Annotated in this window: 13 protein-coding genes and 9 tRNA genes; 20 read left to right on the top strand and 2 right to left on the bottom strand. The window is 40.6% G+C overall.

Annotated elements, in window-relative coordinates:
* The first annotated feature begins 202 nt into the window (after positions 1–202).
* The 19 genes from VPHSUH08_RS05910 to VPHSUH08_RS05820 all read left to right on the top strand — a co-directional run bounded on the left by VPHSUH08_RS05910 (position 203) and on the right by VPHSUH08_RS05820 (position 12,207).
* Entirely contained in the window at positions 203–1,111 is a 909-nt protein-coding gene (locus VPHSUH08_RS05910; protein WP_004695158.1) for an energy-coupling factor transporter ATPase, read from the top strand.
* Positions 1,111–1,971 (top strand): energy-coupling factor transporter ATPase, encoded by an 861-nt coding sequence (locus VPHSUH08_RS05905; RefSeq protein ID WP_004695160.1) that lies wholly within the window; start codon positions 1,111–1,113, stop codon positions 1,969–1,971. The genes VPHSUH08_RS05910 and VPHSUH08_RS05905 overlap by 1 nt, the downstream gene beginning before the upstream one ends.
* Positions 1,961–2,764 (top strand): energy-coupling factor transporter transmembrane protein EcfT, encoded by an 804-nt coding sequence (locus VPHSUH08_RS05900; protein ID WP_021148511.1) that lies wholly within the window; start codon positions 1,961–1,963, stop codon positions 2,762–2,764. Before VPHSUH08_RS05905 ends, VPHSUH08_RS05900 begins: the two co-directional genes overlap by 11 nt.
* Entirely contained in the window at positions 2,761–3,546 is a 786-nt protein-coding gene (gene truA / locus VPHSUH08_RS05895; protein WP_021148510.1) for a tRNA pseudouridine(38-40) synthase TruA, read from the top strand. The genes VPHSUH08_RS05900 and truA overlap by 4 nt, the downstream gene beginning before the upstream one ends.
* A 295-nt stretch (positions 3,547–3,841) precedes the next feature.
* Positions 3,842–5,593, top strand: coding sequence for a 2-oxoacid:acceptor oxidoreductase subunit alpha (locus VPHSUH08_RS05890; RefSeq protein ID WP_105087009.1), 1,752 nt, complete (start codon positions 3,842–3,844; stop codon positions 5,591–5,593).
* A gap of 1 nt (position 5,594) precedes the next feature.
* Positions 5,595–6,467, top strand: coding sequence for a 2-oxoacid:ferredoxin oxidoreductase subunit beta (locus VPHSUH08_RS05885; protein ID WP_008602530.1), 873 nt, complete (start codon positions 5,595–5,597; stop codon positions 6,465–6,467).
* Positions 6,468–6,672: 205 nt separating this feature from the next.
* On the top strand, positions 6,673–8,019 hold the full coding sequence (locus tag VPHSUH08_RS05880) for an MATE family efflux transporter (RefSeq protein ID WP_008602531.1): 1,347 nt from the start codon (positions 6,673–6,675) through the stop codon (positions 8,017–8,019).
* Between the two features lie 107 nt (positions 8,020–8,126).
* Positions 8,127–9,014 (top strand): prephenate dehydrogenase/arogenate dehydrogenase family protein, encoded by an 888-nt coding sequence (locus VPHSUH08_RS05875; RefSeq protein WP_008602533.1) that lies wholly within the window; start codon positions 8,127–8,129, stop codon positions 9,012–9,014.
* Between the two features lie 123 nt (positions 9,015–9,137).
* Entirely contained in the window at positions 9,138–10,175 is a 1,038-nt protein-coding gene (locus VPHSUH08_RS05870; protein WP_008602535.1) for a nicotinate-nucleotide--dimethylbenzimidazole phosphoribosyltransferase, read from the top strand.
* The gene (locus VPHSUH08_RS05865) at positions 10,172–11,290 is read left to right on the top strand and encodes a nicotinate-nucleotide--dimethylbenzimidazole phosphoribosyltransferase (protein WP_008602537.1); all 1,119 of its coding nucleotides are present in this window, start codon (positions 10,172–10,174) and stop codon (positions 11,288–11,290) included. The genes VPHSUH08_RS05870 and VPHSUH08_RS05865 overlap by 4 nt, the downstream gene beginning before the upstream one ends.
* Positions 11,291–11,488: 198 nt before the next feature.
* Positions 11,489–11,563, top strand: a tRNA-Gly gene (locus VPHSUH08_RS05860).
* Between the two features lie 5 nt (positions 11,564–11,568).
* Positions 11,569–11,644: transfer RNA gene (locus VPHSUH08_RS05855), tRNA-Asn, on the top strand.
* A 3-nt stretch (positions 11,645–11,647) separates the two neighbouring features.
* Positions 11,648–11,723: transfer RNA gene (locus tag VPHSUH08_RS05850), tRNA-Lys, on the top strand.
* Between the two features lie 5 nt (positions 11,724–11,728).
* A tRNA-Glu gene (locus tag VPHSUH08_RS05845) sits at positions 11,729–11,803 on the top strand.
* Between the two features lie 5 nt (positions 11,804–11,808).
* Positions 11,809–11,884: transfer RNA gene (locus VPHSUH08_RS05840), tRNA-Val, on the top strand.
* Positions 11,885–11,887: 3 nt separating this feature from the next.
* Positions 11,888–11,962: transfer RNA gene (locus tag VPHSUH08_RS05835), tRNA-Gly, on the top strand.
* 7 nt (positions 11,963–11,969) lie between these two features.
* Positions 11,970–12,045, top strand: a tRNA-Asn gene (locus VPHSUH08_RS05830).
* 8 nt (positions 12,046–12,053) lie between these two features.
* Positions 12,054–12,128: transfer RNA gene (locus tag VPHSUH08_RS05825), tRNA-Glu, on the top strand.
* 3 nt (positions 12,129–12,131) lie between these two features.
* Positions 12,132–12,207: transfer RNA gene (locus tag VPHSUH08_RS05820), tRNA-Val, on the top strand.
* A gap of 254 nt (positions 12,208–12,461) precedes the next feature.
* Here the strand turns inward: VPHSUH08_RS05820 and VPHSUH08_RS05815 are convergent.
* The gene (locus VPHSUH08_RS05815; RefSeq protein WP_004695177.1) at positions 12,462–12,785 is read right to left on the bottom strand and encodes a YnfA family protein; all 324 of its coding nucleotides are present in this window, start codon (positions 12,783–12,785) and stop codon (positions 12,462–12,464) included.
* Positions 12,786–12,938: 153 nt separating this feature from the next.
* On the bottom strand, positions 12,939–13,838 hold the full coding sequence (locus VPHSUH08_RS05810; protein WP_004695178.1) for a LysR family transcriptional regulator: 900 nt from the start codon (positions 13,836–13,838) through the stop codon (positions 12,939–12,941).
* A 297-nt stretch (positions 13,839–14,135) separates the two neighbouring features.
* Between VPHSUH08_RS05810 and rpsD the strand changes: the two genes are divergently transcribed.
* Positions 14,136–14,723, top strand: coding sequence for a 30S ribosomal protein S4 (gene rpsD, locus VPHSUH08_RS05805; protein WP_004695181.1), 588 nt, complete (start codon positions 14,136–14,138; stop codon positions 14,721–14,723).
* Positions 14,724–14,808 lie beyond the last annotated feature (85 nt).

Below are 14,808 nucleotides of genomic sequence, written 5' to 3'. Positions count from 1 at the left end.
TCGTAATATGTTAGCAGTTATCGTAAAGGATGAATATGTATTGTCAACCTTTTGCATAATATCTAAGACATTATTAAATTCAAGTTCTATTAAATAGGATAAATTGAAATATGGGGATTATGCACAACATGAGTATGATAGATGATGCAAATGGTTCTACTTTCATAGAAACGAAATTGACTAGAAAGATATGAGGTTATCCATGAATGAACAAGACATTATGATTGAGGTCAATCATATGAGTCATATTTATACTGATGAAAACGGCAATGATGTACGTGCCTTGGATGATGTGAATCTATCCATTAAGCGTGGTGAATTTGTTTGTATCATTGGCACTAATGGCAGTGGTAAAAGTACGCTTGCCAAGCATTTTAATGTGTTATTACAACCTAGTGAAGGTCATATCAATGTATGTGGCTTTGATACGCGGGATGAAGCGCATATTTGGAATATTCGCCAACATGTAGGAATGGTATTCCAAAATCCTGATAACCAAATCGTAGCGGCCGTTGTAGAGGAGGACGTTGCCTTTGGTCCAGAAAACTTAGGTATTCCTAGTGCAGAAATTAGACAACGTGTCGATGCAGCGTTAGCCGCTGTTAATATGACTGAATATAGAGAACATGGTCCCCATTTATTATCGGGCGGACAAAAACAACGTATTGCTATCGCAGGTGTATTAGCGATGAAGCCTGATTGCATCGTTCTTGATGAGCCAACAGCGATGCTCGATCCAAAAGGTCGCCGCGAAGTGCTTGAAACGGTTCACAAACTCAATAAGGAAGAGGGCATTACGATTGTATATATTACGCACTTCATGGAGGAAGCTGTTACGGCAGACCGCGTTGTGGTTATGAAAAATGGTGTGAAATTACATGATGGTACGCCTCGTGAAATTTTTAGCCATGTAGATACCTTAAAAGGTCTGGGCCTCGATGTACCGGTAGCCTCTGAGATTGCTTTCAAATTGAATGCTAAAGGTTATGAAGTGGGTAAGAGTATCATTAATAATGAAGAGTTAGCAAAGGGCCTTAAAGGCTCAAAGTTAGGTAAACAATTATCCGCTATACACTCAACAGATGCTCCAAGAGGGGAGGGAACCCATTAATGGCGATTGTGTTAGATAATATTACATATACCTACGGCATGGGTACCCCTTTTGAAAAGACTGCGCTTCGTGGTGTATCACTTACCATTGAAAATGGGGAGTTTCTAGGTGTTATCGGTCATACTGGTTCCGGTAAATCCACCTTTGTACAACATCTAAATGGGCTATTACATCCTACAACTGGTACAGTTACTGTCAATGGTGTAGATATTAGCGCCTCCACAGAGGAAGCTAAAAAAATGCGTCATAAGGTGGGGATGGTATTCCAGTATCCAGAGCATCAATTGTTTGAAGAAACCATCGCTCAAGATATCGCCTTTGGTCCTAAAAATTTAGGGCTTAGTGCTGATGACGTAGACGAGCGTGTGCGAGATGCGATGAAGTTCGTAGGGCTCGATTATGACACATATGCAGAACGTTCTCCCTTCCATTTATCTGGCGGTCAAATGCGCCGCGTGGCTATTGCTGGCGTAGTGGCTATGGATCCAGATTTTCTCGTGCTCGATGAACCATCTGCTGGTCTTGATCCATTTGGACGGGAAGAAATCTTTGAAGAAATCATTCGACTTCATAAAGAAAAGGGAATCACTGTAATTCTTGTATCTCACAATATGGAAGATATTTCTCGCATGGCTTCTCGTCTTGTAGTACTCGATAAAGGGCGTATCGTTCTCGATGGTGAACCGATGGACATCTTTAATAATCATCGTGATGAATTACAGGCCGTCGGTGTAGATGTACCGCCAGTGTCTGTTACCATGGAATATTTGCGCGAACAAGGTCTTGATGTGTCTAATCGTGTACTATCTGTAGATGATGCGGTACAAGCAATTCTCGAAGGAGGTAACCATGTTAAATAATATTACTATTGGTCAATACTTCCCAGGAAACTCTTTCTTGCATCGCATGGATCCACGCGCAAAGATTATTGCTACTACCATATTCGTTGTAGCCATATTCTTGGCGAATTCTCCATTGGCATATGGCGTTGTAGGTGGGTTCACTATCTTTGCAATGTTGTTATCACGTTTGCCGTTACGTCTGATGTGGTCTGCTATTAAACCGCTTTGGATTATCATCGTATTTACTATGGGGATTCATATTTTTACGACACCAGGCAATCCAATTTTTCAATGGGGGATTATCAATATTACCGACCATGGCGTGGCAATGGGCCTTCAAATGGCGGCACGCTTAATTTTCTTAATCTTGTTCTCCTCTTTGTTGACCTATACTACATCACCAATTCGCTTAACTGATGGCATCGAGCACTTGCTCAATCCGTTCCGTCGCATAGGTGTTCCTGCTCATGAGCTCGCTATGATGATGACTATTGCGCTGCGTTTCATTCCTACCTTATTGGACGAGACGGATCGTATTATGAAAGCACAATCTGCTCGTGGGGCAGACTTTGTGACAGGGTCTATCATTCAACGCGCAAAAAACATGGTGCCACTTTTAGTGCCATTATTTATTAGTGCATTTCGACGGGCCGACGAATTAGCTATCGCTATGGAGGCGCGTTGCTATAGAGGTGGCGTCAATCGTACACGTATGAAAGAATTACAAGTTACCTATGTCGATTATATCGGCGTTGGTGCTGTTGTTTTGATTACAATTATACTCATTGCATTATGGTGGCTTGGCCTATGAGAAATATACGGATCATAGTGGCTTATGATGGTACAGATTTAGCCGGTTATCAAAAGCAACCTAATGATAAGGGGTTAACGGTACAAGGGTGTTTGGAATATGGTTTATCACGTATTTGTAATGAACCCATTCAAATTTATGGTGCCTCTCGTACGGATGCAGGGGTGCATGCTAAATTTCAAGTTTGTACATTTCAAACGTCGGGGACTATACCAGTAGAAAATATTCCTCGCGCCATGATAGCTCATATTCCTAAGGATATAGTCGTTCTAGAAGCGGTAGAAATTCCGCTAGATTGGAAGCCACGATGGAATATATACGGTAAAGAGTATGTATATACGATTCATAATCAGCTCATTGCAGATCCTTTGACGCAGCGATATCATTGGCATGTGAAAAAGCCCTTAAATATTGCTCGTATGCAGGCTGCAGGTAATGAACTAGTAGGTACTCATGACTTTACAACCCTAAAGGGAACCAACTCAACTCCGGCGGATCCTGTAAAGACAATTATGGGAATTCGTGTTGAGGCCCGAGGTTCACAGGTGACGATTTCTGTGATTGGTGATGGTTTTTTATATCATATGGTCCGCAATATTGCAGGCTTACTTGTAGATATAGGTCTTGGTCGTCGCAAGGTTGAGGATATTAAAGGATATTTAGCCGCTAAAGACCGGCGTGCTATAGGGAAAACTGCACCTGCTCAAGGCTTATGTTTAGAAGAAATATTCTTCACTGAAGAGCGACAACAAGAGGTATTACGGAATAAATATTTTAGATGATTCGAGAATAAATATTCTATATAATTTTATATAGACTCTTTTTTGATGTGAAAGTATAAAACGTTGAGCATAAATACTAAAAGGATACTACTTCAAAAGTAGTATCCTTTTTTTCTTATAATTTTTAGTTATAATACCTTAATTTATACCTATTATTATGTGAAATGATACATTGTAAACCTAAAATATACATGATACAATGGCGATATAAGACAGGTTCGTACTATAAAACATTAACATAGTAAGGTAGACTCTTGTCAGCAGTGTAATTTTTATCCTAAGGAGGGTGAATCTCTTGCAAAAACGTAAAGATTTTATCTGGAAAATGGGCGGCCAGCAAGGTGAAGGTATCGAGAGTTGCGGCGAAATTATGGCTACAATCCTTGCTAAAGAAGGCTACTCTTTGTATAGCCAACGTTTATTTGCATCTCGCATCAAAGGTGGTCATACTACATTCGCATTGCGCGTAGCATTGGAACAAATTATGTCCATTGGTGAAGGGGTAGACTTCTTGCTTTCCCTTGATCAAGAAACCGTTGATATGCACGGTTCCGAAGTACGTGATGGAGGATATATCATCTGTGATAGCAAAGTTAATCCAGACTTTTCTAAATTTGAAGGTACAAAGATTAATTGCTTATCTTTGCCTATCTCTGAAACAGCAATGAAACAAGGCTCCTTGTTGATGCGTAATATCGTAGCACTTGGAATGTCCGTAGCGCTTCTTGGCTTTGATACTAAGATGTTTAAAGATGCTATTACTGAGAGATTTGCAAAGAAATCCCAAGAGATTATAGATAAAAACTTGGCTGCTTTCGATGATGGTCATAGCCTTGTAATGGAAAAGTTAGGCGATGTTGAGATCGATACATTGCCAGCGCCTGGTAAGAAAGATCAAATGTTCTTATTAGGTAACGAAGCATGTGCTCTTGGTGCTATTGCTGCGGGCTCCCGTTTCATGGCATCATATCCTATTACGCCCGCATCCGAAGTTATGGAATACATGATTAAAACTATGGATAAGTTGGGCTCAACTGTTGTTCAAACAGAAGACGAAATCGCAGCATGTATGACAGCTATGGGTGGTGTATACGCAGGTGTTCGTGGTTTCACATGTACTTCTGGTCCAGGCCTTTCCTTGATGGCAGAATCCTTGTCTATGGCTTCCATGGCTGAATTGCCAATGGTTGTTATCGACGTTCAACGTTCTGGCCCATCCACTGGTATGGCTACAAAAGTTGAACAATCCGATATTGATGCGGCTTGCTACAATGCACACGGCGACTACTCTGGTATCGTAATTTCTCCAACATCTATCGAAGAATGCTTCTATGAAATTCAAAAAGCTTTCAACTTGGCAGAAATGTATCAATGTCCAGTTATCTTTATGCCTGACTTACAACAAGGTTTGAATAAACAATCCGTTCCTTCCTTCGATTTAAACCGCGTACCTATTAATCGCGGTAAAATGATGAAAGAAGCTGAACTTCCTGAATTGGTACAACCTAACTACTTCAAACGCTTTGAATTAACTGAAGATGGCATTTCTCCGCGTACAATTCCAGGCATGAAAAATGGTCTATTCCTTTCCACAGGTTTAGAGCATAATGAAGAAGGTAAACCAGCAGAAGCGCCTACAATGCACGTAGCGCAAACTGATAAACGTTTCCGCAAATTGGAAACTGTAGCTGATAACTATGAACCATTCTTGAATAATGCTAAATACGACGAAGCAGATGTACTCGTTGTAGGTATGGCTTCTAGCCGTGGTGCTATTGAAGAAGCCGTTGCTGAATTCGATCAAGAAGGCGTTAAAGTTAACCACTTACAATTGCGCTTAATTAAACCATTCCCAGCAAAGCAATTACAACCGTTCTTTGATGCTGCGAAAAAAGTAGTTATCGTAGAACACAATAAAACTGGTCAATTGGCTAACTTATTTAAAATCAACATGCATAAGAAACATAAGATTTCTAGCTGCTTGAAATACGATGGTAATCCATTCACAAAAAGTTATGTGAAAAATGCGATTAAGGAGGTCCTATAATATGACAACAGCTAAAGATTACAGAAATGATATTCGTCCTAACTGGTGTCCAGGCTGTGGCCATTATGGGGTTCAAGCGGCGATTACTGACGCTGTAGTAGCGAAAAATATTCCACCAGAAAAATTAGCCGTAATTTCCGGTATCGGTTGTTCTAGCCGTATCGGTGGCTATTTTTACGCTTATGGTGCGCATACAACTCATGGCCGTGCGCTTCCTTATGCGCAAGGCGTTAAGCTTGCTAACCAAGACCTAGAAGTTATTGCATTTTCTGGTGACGGTGATGCCTTTGCTATCGGTATGGGTCACACCATTCATGCTTTTAAACGTAATGTAAACATGACATACGTAGTAATGGATAACCATGTATATGGTTTGACTAAAGGTCAAGCATCCCCTCGTTCTGACATCGGTTTTGTTACAAAAACAACTCCTCATGGTGCGTTTGAGTCTCCATTGTCCGTTTGTGAAACTGCGATTGCAGCAGGTGCTACATTTGTAGCGCAAAGCTATATGGTGAATCGTAAAGAGCTCGTTGATTTGATTCAACAAGCTATGGATCATGAGGGCTTCTCCTTCATCAATGTATTTAGCCCATGTGTTACATACAACAAACGCAATAGCTATGATTGGTTCAAAGAACATTTAGTAGCATTGCCTGAAGGTTATGACCCAACAGATCGTGCAACAGCGCTTAAAACTTTGGGTGATACTGATGGTTTGGTTACAGGCCTTATCTATCAAAATACATCTAAACCTTCCTTTGAAAAAGCAATGGCTGCAGCAAATGGCGGACCACATCCTCGTCCATTGACTGAAGATGTTGTAAAACCTGACCAAGCATTATTTGATAGTCTTTGCAATCAATTTAAATAATATTAGTATCGTACCCATTAGGTAGGATGCTGATTAAAGAAACGTGTCACCTTTGGGTGGCACGTTTTTTGTATGTACTATTTTATGAAAAACTATTTAGTATATTGCTTTCTGCGATTTGTCCCATGTGGTTATATAACGTGATATAATAAGGACATTGTATGATATTCATTGCAATCGTATCGTATTCATTGCAGAGGTTTTTATGAAAGCATACGAAAAGGGGATTAGTCTATCTATCTGGACTTTGAGTTGGCCTATATTTATTGAAGTGTTCCTACAGATGCTAGTAGGTAATATAGACCAATTGATGATGAGTCACTACTCGCCTCAAGCGGTAGCAGCGGTAGCTAATGCCAATCAGATTTTAAATATCTTTATTATGCTCATCATCGTCATGAGTACAGCTACGACGATTTTGATTGCCCAATATTTAGGAGCGAGAAACCAGTCCAAGCTATCAGAGGTATGTACGGTCAGCTTAGTGATGAATTTTCTCTTTTCATCTATAGCGGCAGTATTCTTTATTACTTGCCATGAATGGATCTTTACATGGCTAGGTATACCACCAGAAACGATGAGTGATACGTCGATATATACTACTATCGTTGCTGCAGGGCTACCGATACAAGCGATGTATTATGCGTTAGTAGCCGTATTTAGAGGTCACTCATTAACACGCGTTACCATGTACATTGCTCTTGTGATGAATATCATTCATATTCTAACAAACTATGTATTAATCTTTGGACATGGTCCAATACCAAGTCTTGGGGTATTAGGCGTTTCTATTTCAACATGGCTATCTAAAGTGGTAGGGCTCGTGATTATTGGATATACTTTTAAGAAATTATTAACCTTAGAGGTGAGCTTTACATTCTTAAAACCATTTCCGTGGCATACGGTTAAATCTTTATTGCATATCAGTGTTCCTTCTGGTGGAGAAACATTGAGCTATCAATTATCTCAAACTACGATTATGAAAATGGTCAATATTTTAGGCTTAGCAGTTATTAATACTAAAGTTTATGTATCTGTTATCGCCATGCTTTGTTATGTATACACCATAGCACTATCCAATGCTTCACAAGTTATCGTAGGTTTCCTAATGGGCGCTAAACGCCAAGAGGAGGTTACTAGTCGTGTATGGAAGTCCATGTATTTAGCGATTGCTATTAACGTAGGTCTTGCTACATTCTTCTATGTGACTAGTGATTTTGTTGTCTCTGTGTTTACTTCGGATCCGGAAATCCTAGAGTTAGCACATAATGTATTACTGGTTGAGATCTTTCTTGAGTTAGGACGTGCAGTAAATATCGTTATGGTTGGTTGTTTACAGGCTGCCGGTGATATTCGTACACCTATGCTAGTGGGAATCTTTGGCATGTGGTTATGCGCCGTGCCATTATCGTATCTATTTGGTATTTACTGGGGTTGGGGCCTTGTTGGTATATGGATTGCCATGGCCGCTGATGAAATCTTGCGAGGTTTATTGTTTATATATCGTTGGTATAGCGGTAAATGGAGAAACAAGCATCTTATCGAAGCTTAATTTCATTCTCCCTAATTTTGATTTACAATTAGCTAAATAATAATGTAATATAACTAGCATTATATTGGAGAATAGATATTGCTAGTTTTACTTGAAAGTAGGTTTATATGAGTAAGACAGTAGGCATTATTGGCTTAGGCCTATTAGGTGGATCCTTGGCAAAGGCCTTAAAGGAATATACAGATTATGAGGTAGTAGGCTATGCACGTCGTCAAGAGGTCTGTGATGCGGCCATTCAAGATGGTGTGGTAAAAGCTGCGTGGACTGAAGTTGAGCCATTGATTAAGAACTCAGATATCGTTGTGTTCTCCTTGCCACCTGATACAAACGCACGGCTTTTTACTGAAACGGCTCATCTATTTAGACCGGGGCAAGTCGTAACCGATGTATCTAGTGCGAAGGAAAACTTTGTACGAGCCGTTTATGAATCGATTCCTAAGGGGACCGTTTTCGTATCTGTCCATCCTATGGCAGGATCCGAAAAGGGTGGGTATGAAGTATCTCATAAAAACCTATTCAAAGGTATGGGCTGGATCGTGTTAGAAGATAAGGCATCTGATGTATATAGTGAAGAAGTAGCTCAAGAATTAGCTGACATGGGTCGTGCCTTAGGGTCTCGTATCGAGTTTGTCGATATTTATGCTCATGATGCATATCTGGCTATGGTTAGTCATATGCCTCACTTATTGGCCTCTATTTTAACACAAGTTTCGGGAGGCGATGAATTGGGCGAATTGCGTATGAAATTGTCCGCAGGGGGCTTTAGAGACTGTACACGTGTGGCTGGTGGATTACCATCGATGTGGCGCGAAATTATCTATGGCAATCGTCATAATGTTATTGAAGGCCTTACACAAATTGAATCAGAAATTGAACATGTTAAAGTGATACTTTCACAAGATGACGAAGGACAAGAATTAGAAAGCTATCTTGAACGAAGTCGCGAGATTCGAGGAAAGTTACCGTATTTAACTGGTCAAATCAAGGATAATTAAAATGGCGTAGTTTTGTATCCTATAAGAGAGTAAATGTAACTGAAAAAACATGACATATATCAAGAATCGTGTATACTATATATCGATATGAGTATGTAAATATATTATGTTAAGGGAGCTTTTATGAGTTTGTTACAAGAAACTTGTGGCGCTATTACAGGTCGCAGCCTAGAGATTGAACAATATATATTTAATAGTTGGAATGCAGAATCGCCGGTGGAACTATATGGTAGTCTTGTAGATGTTGTGGCTCAATATGGGGCGGCTACAAATCAAGAGCAGGTAACCGTGCCAAAACCATGTATGATTATTGCTTCTGCAGATCATGGCGTAGCTGATATGGGCGTCAGTGCGTATCCAAAAGAAACGACCGTTGGGATGACACAAAATTACCTGATTCCTAAGGGGGCTGGCGCTAATTCTCTAGCGAATTACTGTGGAGCTCAAATGGAAGTTATCGACATGGGCATTGATGCGGATATGAGTTGGGTTCCAGGCCTTCGTATTCATAAACTTGGGATGGGTACGAAAAACTTCGTAGAAGAGCCCGCCATGACGCGCGAACAAGCCGTGGAGGGCATCGAAACAGGGATTCGTCTAGTAAAAGAAAAAATTGATGAAGGCTTCAATGTATTTTTAGTAGGCGAAATGGGCATATCGAATACGACAGCTAGTGCCCTTATGACCGCTAAGTTTGCAGGACTTACAGCGGAAGAGGCGACGGGACGAGGAACGAATATTTCCGATGAACGACTCAAACTAAAACAGCGGATCGTTCATGATGTGCTAGAAAAATATAAGGATATTAGTAAGGATGATGCTCTTGGTATTTTATCTTCTGTAGGCGGTTTTGAATTTGCTTGTATTGTGGGTGTTATCTTAGGCGCTGCAGCAAATCATGGGTTAGTTATTATCGATGGATTTAATACATCGGCTTGTGCATTGGTGGCTAAAACATTGGCTCCAAAAGCGATGGATTATGTGATGGCTTCACATTTATCTGCTGAAAAAGCGGCCAAATCTTCCTTAGAAAATTTAGGCCTTGAAGCCTATGTAGATTTAGGCCTTTGTTTAGGTGAGGCTTCTGGTGGGTCCATACAAATGGGGATGCTAGATCTTGCGGTGCATATGTATATGGCCATTACAGGAGGTAATAAATGAGAACTTTCAAAGTTGAGCCGTTAGATACACAAGCAATGGAAATATGTCGATTCCGTATTGATAATTTGACAAAGCCTATCTATAGCCTGGCTACGTTAGAAACTATAGCGGAGCGTTTTGCAGGAATTTTAGGAGACCCTAAACCGAATCATTTGCGTCAAGGTGTGCTCGTTGTGGCAGCTGATCACTTGGTAGATGGACCGCAAAATAATCAACATGGTAGTGAAAGTTATGCTGCCATAAAACGCTTTAATGAGGGAAGAACAGCTACACAAGGGGCTGCAGCTAAATTAAATGCTGTTGTACACGTGGTGAATGTAGGTCTAGAACAAGACACTTCTGATTTAGCAAATATTGAGCAACAGGTGATTCGAAAAGGATCCCATTTCTTTGGCGTAGAACCTGCTATTTCTCGTGAGGAATTAGAGCGTGCTCTTGAGCTCGGCTTTACCTATGCAGATAGATTACATGCTGATGGATTACAAGTGGTGGCGATTGGTAACGTAGGGGAGAGGGCCTTTCTAGATTCTCTTGTCACGACGGCGACGATCACAGGTTGTGCGTATGAGGATATTCTCGTTCATAATGAATATGGACCTACAGTAGAGCAACGTGCTGCTCATATTCATTCTTTTGTAGATCGATTTAATATCGGTGTTGATGATTGGTCTGCTTTGAGTGAAAGCGAGCGCCGTGATGCGGTATTGAACTTGCTTCATGTAGCAGGTGGTTTAGATATTGCGTTTTTAACGGCCTTCATCTTGGGGGCTGCTAGCCATCGCATGGCTGTAGTCTTTGATAATGTAGTAACTGGTGCAGCTATTTTGGCGGCGGTTACCATTGATCCCCTAGTTAAGGACTATGTGTTCCCATCAGCTGTCTATGATGAGCCTATACATGATGAACCTATACATAAGGAACAATGTCGTTTCTTAGGGGTAAAGCCTTATTTGCACTATAATCTGCTAATCGATGAAGCCTTAGGTTCAACTATGGGACTATCTATAATCGATGCATCCATGCATATGCTAAATGACATGAAGACCTTCATCGAAGCGGAAGTTAGCGTGGCTGAAGATGGGGCTGGTAAAGGTAGACAAAAGGATAAAGAATAATCTATTTTAAAGGGGGATTGTATATCCCCCTTTCTCGGGTAAAAGATGTTCTTGTATGCTATATTTTCAAGGAACTTTACGGAAAAACCATTGACACTATATGTGTAAATTGATATTATTATATGGCAGTCAGGATGGACTTAATTCATCCTTGACGACAGATTGATAATTATGTTATAGTAATTATCGGTTCTGTATGCGGGAATAGCTCAGCGGTAGAGCACCGCCTTGCCAAGGCGGGGGTCGCGAGTTCGAATCTCGTTTCCCGCTCCATACATTCCTCGATAGCTCAGTCGGTAGAGCAATCGGCTGTTAACCGATCGGTCGTAGGTTCGAGTCCTACTCGAGGAGCCACTTGACTCACTAGCTCAGTTGGCAGAGCACCTGACTTTTAATCAGGGTGTCCCGCGTTCGAGTCGCGGGTGAGTCACCATTTCTGGCCCGTTGGTCAAGCGGTTAAGACACCGCCCTTTCACGGCGGTATCCCGGGTTCGATTCCCGGACGGGTCACCACATATGGACGATTAGCTCAGCTGGGAGAGCGCCTGCCTTACAAGCAGGATGTCGGCAGTTCGATCCTGTCATCGTCCACCATTTGCGGGAATAGCTCAGCGGTAGAGCACCGCCTTGCCAAGGCGGGGGTCGCGAGTTCGAATCTCGTTTCCCGCTCCATACACATTCCTCGATAGCTCAGTCGGTAGAGCAATCGGCTGTTAACCGATCGGTCGTAGGTTCGAGTCCTACTCGAGGAGCCATTTTTATTGGCCCGTTGGTCAAGCGGTTAAGACACCGCCCTTTCACGGCGGTATCCCGGGTTCGATTCCCGGACGGGTCACCACATGGACGATTAGCTCAGCTGGGAGAGCGCCTGCCTTACAAGCAGGATGTCGGCAGTTCGATCCTGTCATCGTCCACCAAAGCAAACGGTTATCTTCGGATGACCGTTTTTTAGTATGTAAAAAGTACATATGGGTATAAAAAATACATATGGTCATGTAGATAAATAAAGGAGTACAACTGTTATAGTTGTACTCCTTTTGTTGTAATGCTTATATAGTTTTATGTAAAAAAATATATAGTTGCTATGGTTGTACTTTCAAAAATATATAGTTAGTTATTGTTATATCTAAAAATATAAATTTTATTATAGTCACATCTGGAAACTACATATTTAACGTGGCGCATACATGATGATATATACACCTACGAGACATACAAGGCCGCCGATGATATCGTACATATCTGGTCGCAAGCCGTCCACAAGCCAGCCCCATAGAATAGAGAGGGCAATGAATACGCCGCCGTATGCTGCATATACCTTACCAAAGCTAGCTTCTGGCTGGAAGGTAGGGATGATGCCATATAAGAATAAAATAAAAGCACCTGCGATTAGGTAAATAGGTCCTTTGTCGTCACGCATATAGAGCCATACGAGATAGCCGCCACCGATTTCCGCAAGTCCTGCTAATATAAAGAATAGAATAGATAAGAGCATAGTAACCTCACTGTATTCTTACTGTATTAATTGAAATCTATTCTCTATTTTACAACTTAGGACAAGAGAGGGCAATTGTTTTGTATAGATAGGTCATTTGTTGTTTATAGTAAAACCCCGTACACCAAAAGGTATACGGGGTTCTATTAGTTATTATAAACGTGGTGGTGATTCGCTTTGTACATAATCCATGAAGGTATGCATAGTTTCTGTTTTAGAATTATTCTTCTTAAATGCGAAGCACACTTGTAGTTTGAATGGTTTTTCTAAAGGCACAAAGCCATCATTGATGTTTAAAGAACTTAAAATTTGGCGTGCTACGATGCAACCAGATTTATTCTTTTGACAGTAGTCGATCATTGTATATGGATTGGATAGACGGCTACCGCGGATATGTAGGTTTTGTTGACCGTTCCCAACATAGTTTTTTAATGTGCGATACATAAAGTATTTAGGTGGATACATGAGCAGTGGTTGTTGCTGGATAGCTTTTAAACTGGCTGTTTCCATACCGTTCACTAAGTTTGGTGCATAGTATACAAATTCGTCTTCTCTAAGAGCGGTGGATTCATATGCGGACATATCCTTATTATTTGGTAAATAGAGTAATGCAATATCGATGCGGTTTTCACGCAAGTCGAGCATCAATTCTTCTTCTTCCATATCGTAAATGCTGACAGAGAATTCAGGATGATTTTGGAAGAAGTGGGAAACGTAACCGTTTAGACGGATATCCCCAAGACTACGTAATACGCCAATGTTTAGAATTGGGCGTTCAACCTTGCTAGCCAAACGAATGGATTGGATAGCTCGTTCCAATGTGTCGAGAACTTGTTCTGCTTCTGGTAGGAATAACTCACCTTCTGGTGTTAAACGGCTACCTCTTGTGGAACGGGAGATTAATTTCACACCAACTAAACGCTCTAATTTTTTCATTTGAGCGCTGAAAGCTGATTGTGTAATATTCATAGATTGTGCAGCTAATGTAAAGCTTCCTGTTTTATTATAGGTAATAAAACTTTGTAGCTCTTGCATTGTAGGTAACTCTTTCATGTTATTCCCCCAACTTAGACATAAGACTCCAATGATACCTATTACCTTACTTATTCATATTGTAGCATACTATAATTGATTTTTCATCTAAATCTATAAAATATGATGAAACATGCACAATCAATATAGTGCGTCGTATTATCGTAAAAAAGTGTAATTTAAAATTGTGATTATGCACTTATTTCAATGACTTTCACAAGTATCGATAATTGACATAACTAGATGAAAATGATATTATACTTGGGTACCATTATGTGTAGGTACAGGTTTATTTTAATCTTATGAGGTGATAATCACATGGCAACGAGAAGAGAGGCTCGATTCAAACTTTGTCGTCGCTTTGGTGTGAACGTATTCGGTCACGCAAAAGCCTTGAATCGCGTCAAAAAAGACCAACGTCAGAAGAAAATGTCTGAGTATGGCACACAATTATTAGAAAAACAAAAAGTTAAAGCTTACTACAACTTGCTAGAACGCCAGTTCGTACGCTATTATGATAAAGCGAAAAAAATGCAAGGTGTTACAGGTCAAAACATGTTGATCCTTTTGGAACAACGCCTTGATAACCTTGTATATCGCATCGGTTTCGGTAACTCCATTCGTCAAGCTCGTCAAATGGTAAACCATGGCCACATCTTGGTAAACGGTCGTCGCGTAGACATTCCTTCCTTCTCCTGCAAACCAGGCGATGTAATCGAATTGCGCGAAGCATCTCGTGATAACGAAATGTTCAAAACTAACTTCCAAGAACTTCGTTCTTTCGAACTTCCTTACATTGAAAAAGACTTGGAAGGCTTCAAAGCTACTTTCACTCGTCTTCCTCAACGTGAAGAACTTCCTATCGAAGTTAATGAAACACTTATCGTCGAATTGTACTCCAAATAATTTGGCGCAAGAATCCGCAGTGCAACGCACTGCGGATTTTTTATATATTATGTGTGTATTATTTATAAAAGGGTAAATCAAATAA

Origin of the sequence: Veillonella sp. S13054-11 (assembly GCF_002959795.1) — a bacterium.
GTDB lineage: Bacteria > Bacillota > Negativicutes > Veillonellales > Veillonellaceae > Veillonella > Veillonella parvula_E.
This window is presented reverse-complemented; position numbering and strand designations above follow the sequence as displayed.